The organism is Microbacterium sp. CH-015 (genome assembly GCF_049707015.1).
Lineage (GTDB): Bacteria > Actinomycetota > Actinomycetes > Actinomycetales > Microbacteriaceae > Microbacterium > Microbacterium aurum.
The window spans coordinates 223,712-242,983 of sequence record NZ_JBNAFJ010000003.1 but is presented as its reverse complement, the minus strand read 5'-3'; the positions used below and the strand labels follow the sequence as shown (position 1 = coordinate 242,983).

General features: G+C 72.4%; 17 protein-coding genes. 8 read left to right on the top strand and 9 right to left on the bottom strand.

Going from position 1 to position 19,272, the window contains the following annotated elements; translation table 11 throughout:
* The first annotated feature begins 90 nt into the window (after positions 1-90).
* The 5 genes from ACPYN4_RS07670 to ACPYN4_RS07650 all read left to right on the top strand — a co-directional run bounded on the left by ACPYN4_RS07670 (position 91) and on the right by ACPYN4_RS07650 (position 7,463).
* Positions 91-1,311, top strand: a complete 1,221-nt coding sequence (locus ACPYN4_RS07670) for a glycosyltransferase (RefSeq protein ID WP_424446049.1) — start codon at positions 91-93, stop codon at positions 1,309-1,311.
* 3 nt (positions 1,312-1,314) lie between these two features.
* Positions 1,315-2,424, top strand: coding sequence for a glycosyltransferase family 4 protein (locus ACPYN4_RS07665; protein WP_281652262.1), 1,110 nt, complete (start codon positions 1,315-1,317; stop codon positions 2,422-2,424).
* A gap of 361 nt (positions 2,425-2,785) precedes the next feature.
* On the top strand, positions 2,786-3,754 hold the full coding sequence (locus ACPYN4_RS07660; RefSeq protein WP_281652263.1) for a GlxA family transcriptional regulator: 969 nt from the start codon (positions 2,786-2,788) through the stop codon (positions 3,752-3,754).
* A 101-nt stretch (positions 3,755-3,855) separates the two neighbouring features.
* Entirely contained in the window at positions 3,856-6,093 is a 2,238-nt protein-coding gene (locus tag ACPYN4_RS07655) for an ATP-dependent Clp protease ATP-binding subunit (RefSeq protein ID WP_424446048.1), read from the top strand.
* 536 nt (positions 6,094-6,629) lie between these two features.
* On the top strand, positions 6,630-7,463 hold the full coding sequence (locus ACPYN4_RS07650; protein ID WP_287271173.1) for a UbiA family prenyltransferase: 834 nt from the start codon (positions 6,630-6,632) through the stop codon (positions 7,461-7,463).
* Positions 7,464-7,731: 268 nt separating this feature from the next.
* Here the strand turns inward: ACPYN4_RS07650 and ACPYN4_RS07645 are convergent, their stop codons facing one another.
* From ACPYN4_RS07645 to ACPYN4_RS07630, 4 genes are read right to left on the bottom strand one after another with little or no spacing between them, the layout of a single operon-like run.
* Positions 7,732-9,078, bottom strand: a complete 1,347-nt coding sequence (locus tag ACPYN4_RS07645) for an FAD-dependent monooxygenase (protein WP_424446047.1) — start codon at positions 9,076-9,078, stop codon at positions 7,732-7,734.
* Positions 9,071-9,763, bottom strand: a complete 693-nt coding sequence (locus ACPYN4_RS07640; RefSeq protein WP_239279549.1) for a methyltransferase domain-containing protein — start codon at positions 9,761-9,763, stop codon at positions 9,071-9,073. The genes ACPYN4_RS07645 and ACPYN4_RS07640 overlap by 8 nt, the downstream gene beginning before the upstream one ends.
* Positions 9,760-11,136, bottom strand: a complete 1,377-nt coding sequence (locus tag ACPYN4_RS07635) for a type III polyketide synthase (RefSeq protein ID WP_424446046.1) — start codon at positions 11,134-11,136, stop codon at positions 9,760-9,762. Before ACPYN4_RS07635 ends, ACPYN4_RS07640 begins: the two co-directional genes overlap by 4 nt.
* 51 nt (positions 11,137-11,187) lie before the next feature.
* On the bottom strand, positions 11,188-11,769 hold the full coding sequence (locus tag ACPYN4_RS07630) for a nitroreductase family protein (RefSeq protein WP_239282604.1): 582 nt from the start codon (positions 11,767-11,769) through the stop codon (positions 11,188-11,190).
* 120 nt (positions 11,770-11,889) lie between these two features.
* Between ACPYN4_RS07630 and rraA the strand changes: the two genes are divergently transcribed.
* Positions 11,890-12,366 (top strand): ribonuclease E activity regulator RraA, encoded by a 477-nt coding sequence (rraA, locus tag ACPYN4_RS07625; RefSeq protein ID WP_239282602.1) that lies wholly within the window; start codon positions 11,890-11,892, stop codon positions 12,364-12,366.
* 45 nt (positions 12,367-12,411) lie between these two features.
* Here rraA and ACPYN4_RS07620 read toward each other — a convergent pair whose 3' ends face one another.
* Together ACPYN4_RS07620 and ACPYN4_RS07615 are read right to left on the bottom strand one after the other, a co-directional pair.
* On the bottom strand, positions 12,412-13,500 hold the full coding sequence (locus ACPYN4_RS07620; RefSeq protein WP_315552769.1) for an ABC transporter permease: 1,089 nt from the start codon (positions 13,498-13,500) through the stop codon (positions 12,412-12,414).
* Complete coding sequence (locus ACPYN4_RS07615) at positions 13,497-14,381, bottom strand: ABC transporter ATP-binding protein (RefSeq protein WP_239282598.1); 885 nt, start codon at positions 14,379-14,381, stop codon at positions 13,497-13,499. Before ACPYN4_RS07615 ends, ACPYN4_RS07620 begins: the two co-directional genes overlap by 4 nt.
* 197 nt (positions 14,382-14,578) lie before the next feature.
* Here ACPYN4_RS07615 and ACPYN4_RS07610 point away from each other — a divergent pair, with 197 nt between their 5' ends.
* The gene (locus ACPYN4_RS07610; protein ID WP_239282596.1) at positions 14,579-15,946 is read left to right on the top strand and encodes a hypothetical protein; all 1,368 of its coding nucleotides are present in this window, start codon (positions 14,579-14,581) and stop codon (positions 15,944-15,946) included.
* A gap of 70 nt (positions 15,947-16,016) precedes the next feature.
* Here the strand turns inward: ACPYN4_RS07610 and ACPYN4_RS07605 are convergent, their stop codons facing one another.
* The 3 genes from ACPYN4_RS07605 to ACPYN4_RS07595 are packed head-to-tail and all read right to left on the bottom strand — an operon-like array spanning position 16,017 to position 18,525.
* Complete coding sequence (locus ACPYN4_RS07605; RefSeq protein WP_239282594.1) at positions 16,017-16,679, bottom strand: response regulator; 663 nt, start codon at positions 16,677-16,679, stop codon at positions 16,017-16,019.
* Positions 16,676-17,968 carry a sensor histidine kinase gene (locus ACPYN4_RS07600; protein ID WP_424446045.1) on the bottom strand — a complete coding sequence of 431 codons (1,293 nt, stop codon included), beginning with the start codon at positions 17,966-17,968 and terminating at the stop codon, positions 16,676-16,678. The genes ACPYN4_RS07605 and ACPYN4_RS07600 overlap by 4 nt, the downstream gene beginning before the upstream one ends.
* Positions 17,969-18,027: 59 nt before the next feature.
* The gene (locus ACPYN4_RS07595) at positions 18,028-18,525 is read right to left on the bottom strand and encodes a septum formation family protein (RefSeq protein WP_239282590.1); all 498 of its coding nucleotides are present in this window, start codon (positions 18,523-18,525) and stop codon (positions 18,028-18,030) included.
* A 157-nt stretch (positions 18,526-18,682) separates the two neighbouring features.
* Here ACPYN4_RS07595 and ACPYN4_RS07590 point away from each other — a divergent pair, with 157 nt between their 5' ends.
* A complete protein-coding gene (locus ACPYN4_RS07590; RefSeq protein ID WP_239282588.1) occupies positions 18,683-19,264 on the top strand; it encodes an NADPH-dependent FMN reductase in 582 nt (193 codons plus the stop codon).
* Positions 19,265-19,272: the final 8 nt, after the last annotated feature.

Here is a 19,272-nt window from a genome sequence, read left to right as displayed (position 1 = left end):
CGCCGCGCGGGCCCTCGGGTAGACTCGCCCGCGTCGACTCGTTCGACACCGACGCTCCACAGACGTGCAGAGATAGGCAGCTACCCGCTCGTGACCTCCCCCGCGACATCGCCCGCGGGCGGCGATCCCGCCGCAGAGCGGCGGCCCCTCACGATCGTCATCGCCGCCGACACCTTCGCGCCCGACGTCAACGGTGCCGCGCGTTTCGCAGAGCGCCTCGCGGCGGGTCTCGTCGGCCGCGGTCACGACGTGCACGTCGTGACGCCGAGCGTCAGACACCGTGACCACGGCACGTTCCGCGAGACGATCGAGGGCCAGGAGCTCACCGTGCACCGCCCGCCGGGGTGGCGCTACTACCCGCACGACTGGCTGCGGTTCGTGCTGCCCTGGAGGGCGAAGCACTACTCGCGCCGGATCCTCGACGAAGTGCCCGCGGATGTCGTGCACAGCCAGTCGCACATCGTGCTCGGCCGAGCGCTCACGCGCATCGCCCGCCAGCGCGGCATCCCCGTGATCGCCACCAATCACGTGATGGCCGAGAACGTCATCGACTTCACGACCCTGCCGCCCCTTCTCGACAAGATCGTCGTGAAGCTCGCGTGGGATGACGCGAAGCGCACATTCGACATGTCGCGCGCCGTGACGACGCCCACCCGCAAGGCGGCGGAGTTCCTCGAGAACACGATCGACATCGAAGGTGTCATCCCGATCAGCTGTGGCATCGACAAGCGCACCTACACCCCCGACCTCACGCCGCGCGCGCACACGCGGGTGCTGTTCGTGGGACGTCTCACGACCGAGAAGCACGTCGAGGTCATCCTCGCCGCCGTCGCGAAGCTCGTGCCCGAGATCCCCGACATCACGTTCGACGTCGTCGGCGGGGGAGACCAGCGCCGCAACCTCGAGCAGACGGCCCAGCGCCTCGGCATCCAAGATCGTGTGCGCTTCCACGGCCGCGTCCCCGAGGACGAGCTGCGCGCCTCGTACGGCAAGGCGGACGTCTTCGCGATCGCGTCGATCGCCGAGCTGCAGTCGATCGCGACGATGGAGGCGATGGCATCCGGCCTTCCTGTCGTCGGGGCGAACGCCGTTGCGCTCCCGCACCTCGTGCACGACGGTGAGAACGGATACCTGTTCGAGCCGGGGAACGTCGACGACCTCGCCGACAAGCTGCGGCGCGTGCTGACGGCATCGCCCGAGGAGTACCTGCGGATGCAGCAGGCATCTCTCGACGGCGTCGAGATCCACGACATCGAGAAGACGCTCGACACGTTCGAGAAGCTCTACCGCGGCGAGCCGCTGGAGGCCTGACGGATGACCGCCCTCCGCCTGCTCTTCGACGCGCGATACACCCGCACCGACTTCCACGACGGCATCAGCCGGTACTCGGCCGAGCTCGCGGCCGCCGTGGTCGCCGCGGCGCCGGAGCGGGGCGTCGACGTCGTCTTCCTGATCCACGACGACGCGCAGGTCGCGCTGCTTCCCGCGGGCGCGCGGACGCTCAAGATCCACGCGCCGACCGCGCTGCGCGAGCCGCTGACGGCGGTGCTGCTCAACCGCTATCGGGCGGATGCCGTGTTCTCGCCCATGCAGACGATCGGCTCGGCAGGGCGCCGGCTCGGGCTCATCCTGACCCTCCATGACACGATCTACTACCGCCACCGCACGCCGCCGCGCGACCTGCCGTGGTACGTGCGGGTCGGCTGGCGCCTGTTCCACCTGTCGTACGTGCCGCAGCGGCTGACGCTCGATGCGGCCGACATCGTCGCGACCGTGAGCGAGACGAGCGCCGCTGAGTTCGCGCGCGTGCACCTGACGAAACGGCCCGTCGTCGTCGTACCGAACGCACCGCAGCGGCTCGCGGAGCTGCTGCCTGCGGGCACCGAGGTCGTCCCGGGCGCCGACAACCTCGTCTACATGGGTTCGTTCATGCCCTACAAGAACGTCGAGACGCTGATCTGGGCGGCGGGGCTTCTGCCCGGCCGCACGCTGCACCTGCTCTCGCGCATCTCGCTCACGCGCCGCGCGGAGCTGTCGACCATCGCGCGCGCGGCGGGTGCGCAGGTCGTCTTCCACGGCGGAGTGACGGATGCCGAGTACGCCGCACTCCTGGCCGATCGGGCGGTGCTGGTGTCGGCATCCCTCGACGAGGGGTACGGGCTGCCGGTCGCCGAGGCGCTCGCGCTGGGCGTGCCCGCGGTCGTGACCGATATGCCGATCTTCCGCGAGGTCGCGGGCGGCGGCGCGCTCTACGTGCCCGGGAAGGACGCCGAGGCTTTCGCCGCCGCCGTGCGGGGGCTCGACGACCCCGCCGTGCGGGAAGCTGTCGTCGCCGCGGGCACGGCGCACATCGCGCGCTTCTCGTGGGAGCGGTCGGCGCACGCCCTGCTCGACGCGCTCGCCACCCTGCCGCGGCGCTCGTAGATCTGCCGTTCGCCGCCCTACCGCAGCGCTCGTGCGACTGCCGTTCGCAACCCTCCGAGCGGCGGGTGTCGCAACTCCTCCAATCCGTGCCGAGAGCGCCCGGCGAGTCGGTTCGATCGCGGGTGGAACCCCGAGATGGAGGAGTTCGCCACGCCGGACTCCGTGCAGTCTCAGGGGAGGCGCGTCCAGTCGGTCGGGATGCGGCGGTAGCCGTCGGTGCGCAGCGCGCGAATCGTCGCCGCCGACGCGACGACGGTCAGGATGCCGGTGACGACGAGTACAGTGATCATGGCAGAAACGCTACGCAAGGCAACATTCCGCCAAAAGTGGCAGAACTGCGCATGATGGTACGATTTCTGCCATGAAGACCGTCGCCTGCGTTGTGTTGCCCGGGTTCGCCCCGTTCGAGTTCGGTCTCGCGTGCGAGGCGTTCGGGCTCGATCGGTCGGACGACGGCATCCCGAACTTCGACTTCCGCATCGTGACGCCCGAGCCGGGCATCGTGCCGAGCAACCTCGGGTTCTCGATCAACGTCGAGGACGACCTGTCGTTCGCCGACGAAGCCGACCTCGTTGTCATCACGCCCATCCCCCGCGACGCGTGGGCGATCGTCGATGAGCGGGTGACGGACGTCGTCCGGCGTGCCGTCGCGCGGGAGGCGTGGCTGCTGACCGTCTGCAGCGGCTCGTTCGTCGTGGCCGCGGCGGGTGTGCTGGATGGCCGTCGCGCGACGACTCACTGGCGTTACGCCGACACGATGGCGAGCATGTACCCCGAGATCGACGTCGACCCGAACGTCCTGTACGTGCAGGACGGGCGCATCATCACGAGTGCCGGCACGGCGGCGGGGCTGGATGCCTGCCTGCACCTGCTGCGGATCGAACTCGGCGCCGAGATGGCCAACACGATCGCTCGCCGCATGGTCGTGCCGCCGCAGCGCGACGGCGGTCAGGCACAGTTCATCCAGGCGCCCCTGCCGGTGAGGACCTCCCTGTCGCTCGCCCCCGTGACCGACTGGGCGCTCGAGAACCTGCGGCTCGAGCTCTCGGTCGACCAGCTCGCGGCGCGCGCACACATGTCTCCGCGCACGTTCGCGCGTCGGTTCAAGGCCGACTTCGGCACGACTCCCGCGGCGTGGCTCGCGCGGCAGCGCATCCTGCACGCGCAGCGGCTACTCGAGCGCACCGAGCTCGGATTGGATGCCGTGGCGTACGAGTGCGGGTTCGGCTCGGCGGCGGTCCTCCGCCAGAACTTCACGCGCACGCTCGGCACGACGCCGACGGCCTACCGCGCGCGGTTCGCGTGCGCGCCGGAGGCTCCCGCCGCCTGACACGGCGCGCGACGGCCAGGCCCCTGGCATCCATGCGCCTCGTCTGGTAAAGTTGAGCCATAACGACTCAACTTTGAGTCGACAGGTCTCAAGGAGAAGAAGTGAACGCCACCCCGCAGCCCGGGCAGGAGGAAGCGAAGAGCGCCCTCGAACAGTTCGGGATCAACCTCACCGACCGGGCGCGCCAGGGAAAGCTCGACCCGGTGATCGGTCGCGACAGCGAAATCCGCCGCGTCAGCCAGGTGCTGACCCGCCGCACGAAGAACAACCCCGTGCTCATCGGCGAGCCCGGCGTCGGCAAGACCGCCGTCGTCGAGGGCCTCGCCCAGCGCATCGTCGCCGGCGACGTCGCGGAGTCGCTCAAGGACAAGGAACTCGTCTCGCTCGACATCTCGGCACTCGTCGCGGGCGCCATGTACCGCGGTCAGTTCGAGGAGCGCCTGAAGAGCGTCCTCAAGGAGATCACCGAGTCCGACGGGCGCATCATCACCTTCATCGACGAGCTGCACGTCCTCATGGGCGCCGGCGGCGGCGAGGGGTCGGTCGCGGCATCCAACATGCTGAAGCCCATGCTGGCGCGCGGCGAACTGCGCCTCATCGGCGCAACGACACTCGACGAGTATCGCGAGTTCATCGAGAAGGATGCTGCGCTGGAGCGCCGCTTCCAGCAGGTGTACGTCGGCGAGCCCTCGGTCGAGGACACCGTCGCGATCCTCCGCGGGCTCAAGGGGCGCTACGAGGCGCACCACGGCGTCACGATCAGCGACAGCGCGCTCGTCGCGGCCGCCGCGCTCTCGAACCGCTACATCCCGTCGCGGCAGCTGCCCGACAAGGCCATCGACCTGATCGACGAGGCCATGAGCCGGTTGAAGATGGAAATCGACTCGAGTCCCGTCGAGATCGACCAGCTGCGCCGCAGCGTCGACCGGATGCGGCTGGAGGACCTCGCCCTCAAGAAGGAGAAGGACGACGCGTCGAAGGAGCGTCGCGCGAAGCTGCGCGAGCAGATGGAAGCCGCGGAGTCCGAACTCGCGGTGCTCGAGGCCCGCTGGGCGCGTGAGCGCGGTGGGCTCCGTCGCGTCGGCGAGCTCAAGGAGCAGTACGACCAGGCCGTCACCGACCGCGACCGGGCCCTGCGCGAAGGCGACTACGCGCGTGCGTCGAAGCTCGAGTACGAGACGATCAAGCGCCTGCAGCAGGAGATCGCCGACGCGGAGCGCGCGGCGGCGATGCCCGCCGACGAGCCCCGCATGGTCAACGAGCAGGTGACCGACGAGGACATCGCCGCCGTCATCGCGGCGTGGACGGGCATCCCGGTGGGGCGCCTGCTGCAGGGCGAGAGCGAGAAGCTCGTGCACCTCGAGACGGAGCTCGGCAAGCGCCTGATCGGCCAGAAGGATGCCGTGAAGGCCGTGGCGGATGCCGTGCGCCGCTCGCGCGCCGGCATCAGCGACCCGAACCGGCCGACCGGTTCGTTCCTCTTCCTCGGCCCGACCGGCGTCGGCAAGACCGAGCTCGCGAAGGCGCTCGCAGAGTTCCTCTTCGACGACGAGCGCGCGATGGTCCGCATCGACATGAGCGAGTACGGCGAGAAGCACTCCGTCGCCCGGCTCGTCGGGGCTCCTCCCGGGTACATCGGGTACGAGCAGGGTGGTCAGCTGACCGAGGCCGTGCGGCGGCGCCCCTACTCGGTCGTGCTCCTCGACGAGGTTGAGAAGGCGCACCCCGAGGTGTTCGACATCCTGCTGCAGGTGCTCGACGACGGGCGGCTGACCGACGGCCAGGGCCGCACGGTCGACTTCACGAACACGATCCTGATCCTCACCTCGAACCTCGGCTCGCCGATCCTCATCGACCCGACGCTGTCCCTCGAACAGAAGCGCGAGCAGGTCATGGCGCTCGTGCGCCAGGCGTTCCGGCCCGAGTTCCTCAACCGGCTCGACGACGTCGTGATGTTCCAGGCGCTGACCGAGGACGACCTCGCGCAGATCGTGGAGCTGTCGGTCGACGCGCTGCAGCGGCGGTTGCATGAGCGCCGGCTGACCCTCGCGGTCACCCCGGATGCCCGGGCCTGGCTGGCCGAGCGCGGCTACGACCCGCTGTTCGGCGCGCGGCCGCTACGGCGGCTCATCCAGTCCGAGATCCAGGACCGGCTCGCGATGGCGCTGCTCTCCGGCGGCGTGCACGACGGCGACGTCGTGCGGGTCGACGTCGCGGCGGACGGATCCGGGCTCGCGCTCACGAGCAGTGGGCCTGCCCCGGCGGATGCCGCGGCATCCGGTTCGGCCGGCACCGACCCGGACGACGACGTGATCGAGGCCGAGCTCCTCGACGACTGACACGTCCGCGTGCCGGGCTGGGCGGTGGCGTGCGGTCGGGGCCGGGGCGTCCCTGTCTCAAAAGCAGGCCAGATCGACTCCTTGCACCCCGGCGCGGCCGCGGGAGGCCGATCCAGCCTGCTTTCGGAACACCCGGCCGGCGCCGTCTCGCCGCGCCTCGGCGCAGCCCGCGTCCCGGCTCCGTCTCGGCCGCCCCTGCCGCGGCCGACCCGTTCCGGCCCGTCCCCGTCTCAAAAGCAGGCTGGATCGACCCGACGCACCCCGGCGCGGCCGCTGGAGGCTGATCCAGCCTGCTTTCGGAACACCTCGCCGGCGCCGTCTCGGCGCAGCCGGCGTCCCAGCTCTGTCTCGGCTCTACCCGTCCCGGCCGCCCCGTTCCGTTCCGTCCCCGTCTCAAAAGCAGGCTGGATCGACCCAATGCACCCCGGCGCGGCCGCGGGAGGCCGATCCAGCCTGCTTTCAGGACAATGACGGGCGCGCCTCGCGGCCCCGCGGTGGCTGGGCTAGCGTCGGAGAATGACAGGGTCCGGGCGGTGATGCGGCGGCTGCGGGCGCTGTGGGCGGCGTCGCACCCCGGGCCGTCCCTGGTGGTGACGGTGCTCGCCGTCGCCCTGGGCGTCGGCGCGGACCTGCCGCCGTGGCGCCTCGCCCTGCTGGCGGTCGCGGTGCTGGCGGGCCAGTTGTCGGTCGGAATCTCCAACGACGCGATCGACGCGGCCCGCGACCGCGCGGTCGGTCGGCGCGACAAACCGATCGCCCGCGGCGACGTCGACCTGCGCACGGCGTGGGTCGCGGCGGCCGCCGCCGTGGTGGTCGCGCTCGTCCTGTCGGCCGTGCTCGGGCTCGCGATGGCCGCTGTGCACGCCGTCGCGCTCGCCTCCGCGTGGGCCTACAACGCCGGCCTCAAGAAGTCGGCGTGGTCGATCGCACCGTTCATCGTGAGCTTCGGCCTGTTCCCGTCGCTGGCGACGCTCGCGGCCGATCCGCCGCGGCTCGCGACGCCGTGGGCGACGCTCGCCGGCGCCGCGCTCGGCGCGGCCGTGCACCTCACGAACGTCCTGCCCGATCTCGAGGACGATGATCGCACCGGCATCCGGGGCCTGCCGCACCGGCTGGGCGCGCGTGTGTCCGTCATCGTCGCGATCGCCGGCATCGCCGTCGGTGCGATCGCGGTGCTCGTGGGACCCGTCGGCGGCGATCTCGGTCGGATCGGCCCGGTCGCCTGGCTGTTCTTCGCCGCCGTGGGCGCCGTCGCTGTCGTGACGCTGGTGCGCGCGCTGCGGCATCCGCCCGGTCGCGCGCTGTTCCGTCTGACGATGCTCTGCGCGCTCCTCCTCGCCGCCCAACTCGTCGCGACCGGCGGGTCGTGAGGCGCTTCGGCGCGCGGATTGGGTGGGCGGTTGTGGCTGGATCGATGGTCGCGTAGCCGCATCTTCTGACCAGGGAACGGATGCCCGGTCACGCGCCGCGGGTTGGGTGGCGGTTGTGGCTGTTTCGGGGTCGCGTAGCCGCATCTTCTGACCAGGGAACGGATGCCGGGTCACGCGCCGCGGGTTGGGTGGGCGGTTGTGGCTGTGTCGGGGGTGGCGTAGCCGCATCTTCTGCCAGGTGAATCCGTCCCAGGAAACGGATGCCGGGTCACGCGCCGCGGTCGAAACCCATCGCGTACGCGTGGGCGAACACCCGCGCCGACGCCGCGGACAGCGCCACCCGCAGCGCCGCCGAACGCGCCGCATCGGCGCGGGGGCCGAGCGGCCGGCCGAGGGCGGTGTTGAGCGTCGCGATCCCGGCAGCGATCCGCGCCGACCGCACGCGGCGCTGCTCCCACCGCTCCAGGTCGAGATTCGGCGCCACGCCCGTGTGCAGCCATCCGGTGAGCAGCGGGGCAAGTCCCGCTGCGTCGAGCAGTCCGAGGTTCAACCCCTGCCCGCCGATCGGGCTGACCTCGTGCGCCGCATCGCCCACGACGAGCACCCGGCCGCGCCGCAGGCGCGGTGCCACCGCCCGCCGTACCCGGAATGACGTGGCCCCGATGGCGCTCGCCGCGGCATCCGCTTCACCGCGCTCCTCCAGCGCGCGGCGCAGTCGCCTGTCCCGTTCCGCCGGATCCTCCGCGGCGGTGCCCGCAAGCGACCCCGCGCCAGCCGAACCCGACCCCGCGCCCGCAAGCGACCCCGACTCCGCGCCCGCCGACCCCGCGCCCGCGCCCACAAGCGACCCCGCGCCCGCGCCCACAAGCCACCCCGCGCCCGCGCCCGTCGACCCCGCGCCAGCCGAACCCGACCCCGCACCCCCCGACCCCTCACCCGCGTCCCGCCGGTCCCACGCGACGAACCGCCGGCGGCCCCCGGGGAGCGGGAACGACTCCAGCACCCCGCCGGGCGCGAGCGTGACCACGGCGGTCTCGGCGTCCGCCCGCTCCGGGACGGGAGCGTCGACCATGAGATACCGATCCGGATAGTGGCGCACCGCGATCGCGCCCGGCCGGTAGACGAGATCGCGGGCGGCGGAGCCTCCCGCGACGACGACGACCGCGGCGTCCCATTCGCGCTGCCCGTCCGCCCCGGACGAGAGCACCCGCACGCGATCCCCGTCCCGCCGGATCGCCGTCACCGTCTCGCCGCGCACGACGGGCGCGCCCCCGTGCCCGAGCGCCGCCTCGGTCGCCGACTGCGGCAGCGTCGCGACGAACGGGAACCGCAGTGACAGCCGGTCGAACCGTACGGTCCCGAGGCGTTCCCAACCGTCGGCGCCGAGCCCGCGGCACTCGCCGCGGGCGACCCGCACCGCCCCGTGAAGGATGCGCTCGGTCGCGCCGCCGTCCTCGAGCGCCGCGAGCACCGGCGCATGCAGTCCGATCGCCCGCGAGGCGGCACCGACGGCGGTCCGGCGCTCGAGGACGACCGCCTCCACCCCGCGTCGCGTGAGCTCCGCCCCGAGCATGATCCCGACGGGTCCCGCCCCGACGATGAGAACCTCAGGCATGTCCCGCCCCGATCGCGAGCAGCCGGAACGGCGCCGGCTCCTCGACCCGCCACGGCGCGCCGAGCGCGGCGGCGAGTTCATCAGGACGGTAGCTGCGCCGGATCGACCGCAGGCCGTCGGTGCGCAGGAATGTCCCCGGCGCGAGCGGCGTGATCCCGACCGCATACAGCGCGTACGCGAGGCGCCCGCGGGCGATGTCGGCCAGCAGCACGGGGCCTCGCGACAGGGCGAGCGCGTCCGCCGCGAAGGCCGCGAGCTCTTCGGCGTCGAGATGGTGCAGCACGTGATTCGACACGACGGCATCGAAGCGCTCGCCCGCCGCGGCGAGGGTGGCGGCATCCGTGCAGCGAAACGTCACGCCCGGCGCGCGACGGGCGGATGCCGCGGCGTGCGCGCGAGGATCGGGATCGGCGCCGGTCCACTCCACGTCGAATCCGTCGCGGCGAGCGAGCGCCGCGAGCCGCACGACGAGGTCCCCACCCCCGGAGCCGATGTCGAGGATGCGGGCGGGTCGCGCGAGCGACGCGAGGTGCGGACGCAGCTGCGTGCGGTACACCCCGCCCCACCCCGACACGAGCCGGTTCACGATGCCGAAGCGCCGGAACGTCGCCGCGAGCCGCCGGGCATCGCAGTCCGGATCGTCCATCAGCTCCCGCACCTCGGTGTCGCGGACCCGCAGGCTCACCGTCGCGACTCCGCCGCGGTGCCCGCCGCGACCGCCGCCGCCCCGCGCGCCCCGACGCCCGCCCCGACCGCCGCAGCCTCCCGCGCCCCGACGCTCGCCGCGCCCTCAGCACCCGCCCCGCCGCGCAGCGTGAGCATCGCCGATTCGACGGTGAGCCCCGGACCGAAGGCGAGAGCCGCGACGCGGGCGGCGTCGGCATCCGCCGGCTCGTCGAGCATCCGCGCCAGGATGAACAGGATCGTCGCGCTCGACATGTTCCCGTGCTCGCGGAGCACCGTCCGCGACGGCGCGAGGGCGGCCGGCGGCAGATCGAGCCCGGCCTCCACGCGGTCCAGCACGCTCCGCCCGCCGGGGTGTACCGCCCACCGGTCCGGGCGCTCGCCGGCGAGGAAATCCCCGACCGCGCCGCGGATCTCGCGTCCGATGATGCGGGGAACCTCCGCCGAGAGGGTCATCTCGAAGCCCGCATCGCCGATCGTCCACGCCATATCGGCCTCGCCCTCGCGGGTGAGAGTCGTGCCGAATCGATCGAGCTCGAGGGTCGCGCCGTCGTGCCGTGCCGTGAGGTCGGCGCGGGCCGTGACGACGGCCGCCGCCGCACCGTCGGCGAACACGGATGCCGCGACGATCTGCTCGGGGTCGGCGGACGGCCGGAAGTGCAGCGTGCACAGCTCGGCGCAGGCGACCAGCACGACGGCGGCGGGATCGGCGGCGCACAGCGCCGCGGCGAGCCGCAGGGCGGGGAGGGCCGCCGCGCACCCCACGAAACCCAGATGGAACCGCTCGGTCCCCGCCGGCAGGCCGAGATCGCGCACCAGTCGGTAGTCCGGCCCCGGGGCGAACAGGCCCGTGCACGAAACCGTGACGACGTGCGTGACCTCGCCGCGCTCGACCCCCGCTCCGGCCAGTGCGCGCCGTGCCGCCCCGGCGAACAGCGGCGGCGCGAGCCGCACGTAGGCGGCGTTGCGCGTGCCCGTCGAGGGCCGCAGCAGCACCCCGGCGGCGTCGCGCACCGGCATCCGCTCGTCTACCACCCCGCCGCGGGACGCGAGAGCAGCCCCGCCGCCCGACGCGAGAGCCGTCCCGCCCGGCGCGTCGCCGCCGCTGCCCGGCGCAGCCCCGCTGCCCGGCGCGTCAGCCCCGCCGGGCGCGAGAACCCCGCCGCCGCCCGGCGCGAGAGCCCCGCCCTCCGGCGCGAGAGCCGCGAGCACGGTGCGGCGGCTGTCGATCGCCGCCGCGTCGAACGCGGCGTGGATGAGCCGTCGCGTCAGCCGGTCGACGCCGGGCTGGGCGGCGAACAGATCCCGCACGTGTTCCTGCGGCAGACGCGTCGCCGGGAGGGCGGTTCCGATCGACAGGATGCGGGCGGGCATGGTTCACGGTAACCGGGAACCCGCCGGATGCGGAGGGGGCTTGCGCGACGGTCAGTCGTTCGCGATGAGGGATTCGGCGATCGGGCGGCGGGTGCGCGGCGCGAGTTCGCGCTCGCGCAGGGCCTCGGGCGCCTCGGCGAGCGACCCGAGCGCGCCGACGGCCATGACCGTGACGGCGGCGAGATCGTCGCCGAAACCGAACGCCTCGCCGATCGCGGCGCGGTCGAAGCCGCCCATCTGGTGCGTGTGCAGTCCCGACGCGTGCGCCTGCACCGTGAAGTACGCCGCCGCCTGGCCGGTGTCGTACACCGCCCAGGTGAGCGGCTTGCCGTCGAGCGAGGCCGCGGCCGCGAATACCACGAGCGCGCCGGCGTCGGCCGCCCAGGTCTGGTTGAAGCCCATGAGCGCGGCGACGATGGCGGCGTGCGCGTCGGTGCCGCGGCGGGCGACGACGAAGCGCCACGGCTGGGTGTTGTTCGCCGACGGCGCCCAGCGGGCGGCCTCGAGCGCGCTCGCGAGGGCCTCCTCGTCGATCGGCGTCTGCGCGTCGAAGATGCGGGTGCTCCAGCGCTCGGCGAGGACGTCCAGGATGGGGGCGTCGGTGTCGGCGGGGTGAACGGTGGTGAGGATCATGGCGTCTCCTCGGATCGGGTCTGTTGATGGGACGCCAGCGGCCCAGTCGATGCAACTGTATGCATCCGCGATGTGTTCCCGCTGAAGACGACGGCCTCGTCACCGGCTACCGTGGCAGCCATGACGATCGCGACGGCCGACCTGTACGACGAGCGCGGCGACGCGCTGGACTCCCTCGCCCTGCAGCTGCACGACATCGGCGGACGCGTCGCGTTCGACGGCCCCGTCCGCACGGTGCGCTGCCATCGCGACAACGCCCTGGTCAAGCAGGTCCTCGCCACGCCCGGCGACGGCGCCGTGCTCGTCATCGACGGCGGCGGGTCGCTGGAGTCGGCGCTCGTGGGCGACCTCATCGCGGCGTCCGCGGTCGCCGCGGGGTGGGCCGGCATCATCGTGCACGGGGCGATCCGCGACCGTGAGGCGATCGCGACGCTGCCGCTCGGAGTCAAGGCGCTCGGCTCGAACCCGCGCAAGAGCGCGAAGGACGGCATCGGCGAGGTCGATGTCCCGGTGGAGATCGGCGGTGTCGTCTTCCGACCCGGCGCGCACGTGTGGGCGGATGCCGACGGCATCCTTGTCGAGCGCGTCGAGCGTTGACCGGCCGCGCGCGCTGTCGCGGCGCGGCCGGTCAGCGTCTTCGGCTCAGCGCCCGAGCGCCTCGGTGAGCTTGACGCGGGCGCCCATCCGCAGCAGCGAGTTCTCGTAGATCTTCGCGCCGACGAGGATCGCGAGGACGCACGAGACCAGCAGGATCGCGAGGGAGACCAGCGGCTCCCACCACTGCGCCTGACCGAGGAACAGCCGCACCGGCATGCCGACCGGGGCCGAGAACGGCACGTACGACATCACCGTCAGGACCGTCGGGTTGTTCCAGAAGAAGATCACCAGGAAGTACGGCGCGAGGATCAGGAACATCAGCGGCGTCGTCGTGGCCCCGATGTCCTCCTGCCGCGACACCATCGCCGCCGCCGCAGCGAACAGCGCCGCCAGCAGCACGAATCCGAACAGGAAGAACACGCTGAACCACGCGATCGGACCGCCGATGCCCTGCAGGAACTCCGTCTGCCCGGTCACCGTGAGGCCGACCACCGCGATCGCCGCCAGGATGACCACCTGACCCATCGCGAGGATCGTGTTGCCGATCACCTTGCCCGCCAGCAGCGCCCGCGCCGGGATCGCCGAGATCAGCAGCTCCACGACGCGCGTCTGCTTCTCCTCGACGACGCTCTGGGCGATCGTCGCGCCGAAGGTCTGCGCCGCGAACAGGAACACGACGCCGAAGCCGATCGCCGCGATGTAGCCGATCCAGTTCGTCGCGTTCGCGGGGTCGAGCACCACCACGTTCGGGGTCTGCGACAGCGACATCAGCAGGCTCGAGGGGACGTCGGACTCCACGATCACCGAGAACCCGAGCGGCGGCTGGCCGTCGCCGACGACCGCGGCATCCACCGTGCCGTCCTTCACGAGCGCCTCCGCGGCGGCCTGATCGGCGACGGTCGTGAGCTCCAGACCCGGGATGCCGTCGACGTGCTGCGCGGCGTCGCTGGTGACTGCGACGGGTGTCGTCGAGTTGTCGTCCGCGCTGAATCCGGCCCAGATCACGCCGGCCAGCGCGATCAGGAACAGGATGCCGAACGAGATGAGGAACGCTTTGCTGCGCAGCTTCGAGCCGATCTCGCGCTCGGCGACGAGCCACACGCTCTGGGCGAAGGAGGGGGTCTGCACGGTCACTGGATGACCTCCTTGAAGATCTGGGCGAGAGTGGGATGCCGGGGGGCGAAGCTCGTGACCGCGCCCGCCGCGACGGCGCGACGCAGCACGTCCTGCGCCGCCTCGTCGGTGTCGGCGTCGAACACGGCGTAGCCGCCGTCGAACTCGACGACGTCGATGCCGGGGGCGTCACGCAGCCACCCCAGATCGCCGGCGGAGAGGAGTTCGAAGCGGCGCCCGGCGTGCTGCGCGCGCAGGTCGTCGCGGCGCCCGGCGGCGCGGATCGTGCCCCCGGCGATGATCACGAGGTCGTCGCACAGGCGCTCCACGACGTCGAGCTGGTGAGACGAGAACAGCACGGCCGCCCCCGCGGCGGCGCGGCTCTGGAGCACGCCCGCGACGACATCAACGGCGAGGGGATCGAGGCCCGAGAACGGCTCGTCGAGGATCAGCACCTCGGGGTCGTGCACGAGCGCGGCGGCGATCTGCGCGCGCTGCTGGTTGCCCAGCGACAGCGTCTCGATGTTGTCCTGCAGGCGCTCGCCGAGCCCGAGCTCGACCAGCAGCGCCTCCGCGCGCGCCGTCGCGTCGGCGCGGTCGAAGCCGTGGAGGCGGGCGAGGTACACGATGTGGTCGAGCACCCGCATCTTCGGGTATAGGCCGCGCTCCTCGGGCATGTAGCCGAACCGGCGACGGTCGGCCGCCGTCACCGCCGCGCCGTCGAGGGTGACGGTGCCACCGTCGCGCGCGAGCACGCCCAGCACGATCCGCATGGTGGTGGTCTTTCCCGCGCCGTTGCCGCCGACGAAGCCGGTCAGGCGCCCGGGGGCGACGTGGAACCCGACGTCGTCGAGCACCCGATGGGTGCCGTAGCTCTTGGTGATGCCGGACAGTTCGAGCATGCGCTCCTCCTCTAGGGCCACCGGCACCGCGTGCCGATGCTCCGACGCTACGCGCAGCGGATGCCGCAGACCTCCCCCGTGGGACGGGTTTGCGCGCGACGCGGCATCCGTCGCCCGGATGAGCGCACGGTGAATTGACAGGAAACAGAAATGTCGTGTCCACCCGCCGTCCGCCTGCCGTCTCTACACTCCCAAAGGTGACGAGCGCTCCGGAGATCTCCCGCGCCCAGCGCGTGAAGAGCCTGGGTGTCCGCGCGGTCGAGCGATGGGAGAGATTCCTTCCGGTCGCCGTGCGCTTCGCCTTCACCCGCCGGGGTCTGATCACCGGGTTCGTCGTCGTGCACCTGCTGTACTTCGTCGGACTGCTGCACGTCATCGTCGTCGGAGGCACCGAGGGCGACCTGCCGCTGTACCGGCTGTGGGCGGAGCAGGCGCTGCACGGGCACTGGCCGGTCATCGACATGGCGTGGGTGTACCCCGCGGGCGCACTCGTGCCGATCATGGCGGCCATCGCCTTCGGCCCCTGGACCTACCAGCTCGTGTGGCTCCTGCTGATGGTCGCCGCCAACTGGCTCGCCATCGCGGCCCTCACGGGTAACCTCCGCCGCCGGAAGGGCTACGTCGCCGCGTGGTACTGGCTCGCCGTGCAGCTGCTGCTCGCGCCGGTGTCGATGCTGCGGCTCGAGGGCTTCGCCGCGCCGCTGGCGATCGCGGCCCTCGTCTGGCTCGTGCGCCGGCCGGCCCTTGCGGGTGCCCTCATCGCCGCCGCGACCTGGATCAAGGTCTGGCCGGCGGCCCTCGCCGCCGCGGCCGTCGCGATCTCGTCGCTGCGGATGCGGATCATCGCCGGGGGGCTCGCCGTCAGCGGCGCCATCGCCGGCATCGTCATCGCCTTCGGCGGCGGAGACAACCTGTTCAGCTTCGCCACGATCCAGGGCGACCGTTCGCTCCAGCTGGAGGCGCCGATCGCGACGCCGTGGGTGTGGGCGACCGTGCTCGGGATGCCGGGCGCCGAGATCCGGCAGAACTACGTCCTTGCGACGCGCGAGGTGGCGGGGCCCGGCGCGCAGGCCGCCGGCGTGCTCGTGACGTGGCTCATGCCGATCGCGTTCGCCGTCATCCTCGTGCTGCTGTGGCGGGCGCGGCGTCGCGCTCTCACCGAGGGCACGCTCACCCCCCTGGCCGAGCAGCGGCTGATCCTCCGCGGCGCCTTCGCGCTGACGGCGGCGCTCATCGTCTTCAACAAGGTCGGCTCGCCGCAGTACATGCTGTGGCTGGCGCCGATCGTCGCCGTCGGGCTGGTCATCGACCGCCACGCGTGGTCGCGGGTCGCGGAGTGGATGGCGATGGTGTGCTTCCTCACGACCCTCGTCTTCCCGGTGCTGTACCTGCCGCTCATCGACGCCCACCCGCTCGCCGCGGCCGTGCTGCTGGCGCGCAACGTGCTGGTGGTGGGCCTGTTCGGCTGGAGCATCGTCGCGCTGTGGCGTCCCGAGACCTCGCTCGTCGCCCTGCGCGAGCGGCTCGCCCTGACCGGCTCGATCCCGGTCGTCGCCCGCGGCTGACCCCGGGGGGTCGGGCCCGGCGCCTCGCCCCCGCAGGGCGCGTCAGGCCAGGCCCACCCCGCAGGGTGCGTCAGGCCAGGCCGTGGCGGTGCGCGTAGACGACCGCGGCGACGCGGTCGCGCACGCCGAGCTTCTGCAGCACGTTCGACACGTGCGTCTTCACGGTCGCTTCGCCGATGTACAGCGCCGTGGCGATCTCGGCGTTGCTGCGCGCGTCGGCCAAGAGCCGCAGCACCTCGGTCTCGCGCTCGGTGAGCAGCGCCGCGGCGGGTGAGGGCGGCATCGCCGCGGGGGCGTCCGGGGGAGCGGATGCCGCGAACCGCTCGATCACGCGCTTGGTGACCGCCGGGGCCAGCAGCCCGTCGCCGGCGGCCGCGACGCGCACCGCGGTGACGAGCTCCTCGGGCCCGGCGTTCTTGAGCAGGAATCCGCTCGCGCCGGCCTGCAGCGCCTGGAACAGGTAGTCGTCGCGGTCGAAGGTCGTCACCACGACGACGACCGCCGTGCTTGCGGGGTCGGCGACGATGCGGCGGGTCGCCTCGAGCCCGTCCATGCCCGGCATCTGGACGTCCATGCAGATGACGTCAGGACGCAGGGCGGATGCCGCCGCCACCGCGTCGGCGCCGTTGCCGGCCTCGCCGACGACGACGAGGTCATCCTCGGCATCCAGGATCATGCGGAACCCGGCCCGCATGACGGCGTGGTCGTCGACGAGCAGCACCCGCACGCTCATGTGCGCACCGCCGCGCTCACGGCACCCTCTCGGCGCGAAACCTCGCCGCTGCCGGATGCCGACGGCACCCGCACCCGCACCAGGAAGCCGCCCCGCGGTCGCGGCCCCGCCTCGATCGTGCCGCCCGACGCGGCCGCCCGCTCGCGCATGCCGACGATCCCGAGGCCCGCGCGCCCCGCGACCATCGGACGGCCCGTGTTGGTGACCTCCAGCTCGACGCCGGCGTCGTCGTAGCGCAGCCGCACGTCGGCGACGGCATCCGGACCGCCGTGCCGGCGCGCGTTCGTGAGCGCCTCCTGCGCGATGCGGTACAGGTTCACCTGCACCAGCTCGGGCGTCTCGACGGGCTCGCCCACCACGGCGAACGTCGTCGGCAGGCCGTTGTCGACGGCGTGGGCGACGAGGTCGGGAAGGGCGCGCAGGCTCAGGGTGGAGGATGCCGGGGTGTCGGCGTCGGGCGTGCGCAGCGTCTCCAGCAGCTGGCGCAGCTCGGTGAGCGCCTCGCGGGCGGAGTGCTCCACCGTCCCGAGCGCCGCGCGCGCGGCGGCGGGGTCGCGGTCGAGCACGGTGCGCGCCGCGCCCGCCTGCACGCCCATCGCCGACACGTGGTGGGCGACGACGTCGTGCAGTTCGCGGGCGATGCGCACGCGATCCAGCGCCACCGCCTGCGCGGCGGTCAGCTCCCGCTCCCGCTCCAGGTCGGCGGTGCGCTCCTCGAGCGCCGCTCGGGAGCGGGCGCCGGCCCACGCGCGCTCGCCGAAGAAGTACGCCCCGCCGAAGAACGCGACGTTGACGAGGAACTGCAGCAGCATGTACGCCGCGAACGGCGAGAACAGCCCCGCCCGCGACGGGCCGCCGTCGTCTCCGCCGGTCGCCGCCTGGAAGATGGTCACGAGCAGCCAGACGAACATGGCGGCGATGACGATCAGGCGCACGAGCGTCGCACGGCGCCGGTCGGCGACCCACGCGCCGACGGTGTACATCGCGATGAACAGCGCGACGTTGCCGACGTACACCTCGGGGATGCGTGCCGTCACGCCGACGAAGAAGGCCAGCGCGACGGTGACCAGCACGGCCTCCGGGTAGCGGCGCCGCAGTGCCAGCGGCAGCGTGAGGGCGGGGGCGTAGACGAGCGCCCACGCGAACGGCGGCGTCTCGTCGCCGTTGAGGCCGGCCACCTGCCCGAGCCACGCGCTGATCACGGCGCCGACGAGCAGCCCGGCGGCCAGCCACAGATCGTTGCGGCGCTGGGCCGCGGTGACGGTGCGCCCGGTGACGTGCTCGCTCATGCTTCCAACGTAGGCGGGGGCGGATGCCGCGGCATCCCCCGCACGACGGAGCCGAGCGCTCAGCGCTGCGCGCCGGCGAGCGTCCCGACGGTCCGCACGCCGTACTCGTAGATGATGCACGAGACGAGGCGGTCGCCCTGCTCCCAGCTGCCCGGAGTGGGCGCGAGCGTGCTCCAGTCGAGGACGGAATGGTCGTAGGCGATGCCGGTGAACACGTCGAACTGACCGCCGCAGTTCTCCTCGGCGGCCGCGTCGATCGTGGCCTGATCGAACTCCTCGCCGTCGACCGTGAAGTCGTGGAAGACCTCGTTGTCGTGCGGCTGCGTGCACGGCACGACCGGCACCTCGCTCACCTCGGTCGCCGACTGGTCGTCGGAGCAGTCGCCGACGCTCAGGGTGAAGACGTCGAGGTCGCCGCCCTCGGTGATCTCGGACGTGTCCGCGTCGCGCACCGGCTGGTTGTCGGCGATCAGCCCCATCAGCTGCGAGCAGCCGGTGAGGGCCACCGTCCCCGCCAGCAGCAGCGCGGCCAGTGTCGCCAGGCGTGCCTTCTTCATCTCGTCCCCTCGTCGTGCGGCTCTCTTGGTGAATCCTCTGAGACCGATGGGCGCGTCAAGGCCCTTGGGGATGCCGGTGCGCTTTGGCAGGATGACACCGAACGACCACCCACCGCACCGAACCCACGCACCACACCGAACGCACGAGGGAGTCACGATGACCGACGCAGACGAGAAGGTCTACACCGTAGGGGTGATCGTGGGGTCGGTGTCCGAACCCTCGCTCAACCGCAGGTTCGCCGACGCGCTGATCGCGCTGGGACCCGACGCCGGGCTGGAGTTCCGCGACATTCCGATCGTGCACCTGCCGTTCTACGGCACGCAGTACGACACGGCCTTCCCCGACGACGGCTGGGCGTTCAAGCGCGCGGTGGAAAGCGCCGACGGACTGCTGATCGTCACGCCGGAGTACAACCGGTCGATCCCCGCGGTGCTGAAGAACGCCGTCGACTGGGCGAGCCGCCCCACCGGCAAGAGCTCGCTGGCGGGCAAGCCCGTCGCCGTCACCGGCGCGACGAAAGGCGTGATCTCCACGGCCGTCGCGCAGAACCACCTGAAGGCGATCCTCTCGGCGCTCGGCGCCCCGCTGGTCGGTGTGCCCGAGGCGTACATCCGCGTCGGCGATGAGTTCTTCGACGGCGACGGCGGGTTCGCGAACGCGGGCACGCGGGAGTTCCTCACCGGCTTCCTGCGGCAGCTGCACGACCTGATCGGGCGCTGGGCGCCGGGCGCGTCGTGAGCCGCTGA

Coding starts and splice junctions, on each gene's coding strand:
- ACPYN4_RS07665 (WP_281652262.1), top strand. CDS start 1,315: ATGACCGCCCTCCGCCTGCTCTTCGACGCGCGATACACCCGCACCGAC.
- ACPYN4_RS07660 (WP_281652263.1), top strand. CDS start 2,786: ATGAAGACCGTCGCCTGCGTTGTGTTGCCCGGGTTCGCCCCGTTCGAG.
- ACPYN4_RS07650 (WP_287271173.1), top strand. CDS start 6,630: ATGCGGCGGCTGCGGGCGCTGTGGGCGGCGTCGCACCCCGGGCCGTCC.
- ACPYN4_RS07645 (WP_424446047.1), bottom strand. CDS start 9,078: ATGCCTGAGGTTCTCATCGTCGGGGCGGGACCCGTCGGGATCATGCTC.
- ACPYN4_RS07635 (WP_424446046.1), bottom strand. CDS start 11,136: ATGCCCGCCCGCATCCTGTCGATCGGAACCGCCCTCCCGGCGACGCGT.
- ACPYN4_RS07630 (WP_239282604.1), bottom strand. CDS start 11,769: ATGATCCTCACCACCGTTCACCCCGCCGACACCGACGCCCCCATCCTG.
- rraA (WP_239282602.1), top strand. CDS start 11,890: ATGACGATCGCGACGGCCGACCTGTACGACGAGCGCGGCGACGCGCTG.
- ACPYN4_RS07615 (WP_239282598.1), bottom strand. CDS start 14,381: ATGCTCGAACTGTCCGGCATCACCAAGAGCTACGGCACCCATCGGGTG.
- ACPYN4_RS07605 (WP_239282594.1), bottom strand. CDS start 16,679: ATGAGCGTGCGGGTGCTGCTCGTCGACGACCACGCCGTCATGCGGGCC.
- ACPYN4_RS07600 (WP_424446045.1), bottom strand. CDS start 17,968: ATGAGCGAGCACGTCACCGGGCGCACCGTCACCGCGGCCCAGCGCCGC.
- ACPYN4_RS07595 (WP_239282590.1), bottom strand. CDS start 18,525: ATGAAGAAGGCACGCCTGGCGACACTGGCCGCGCTGCTGCTGGCGGGG.
- ACPYN4_RS07590 (WP_239282588.1), top strand. CDS start 18,683: ATGACCGACGCAGACGAGAAGGTCTACACCGTAGGGGTGATCGTGGGG.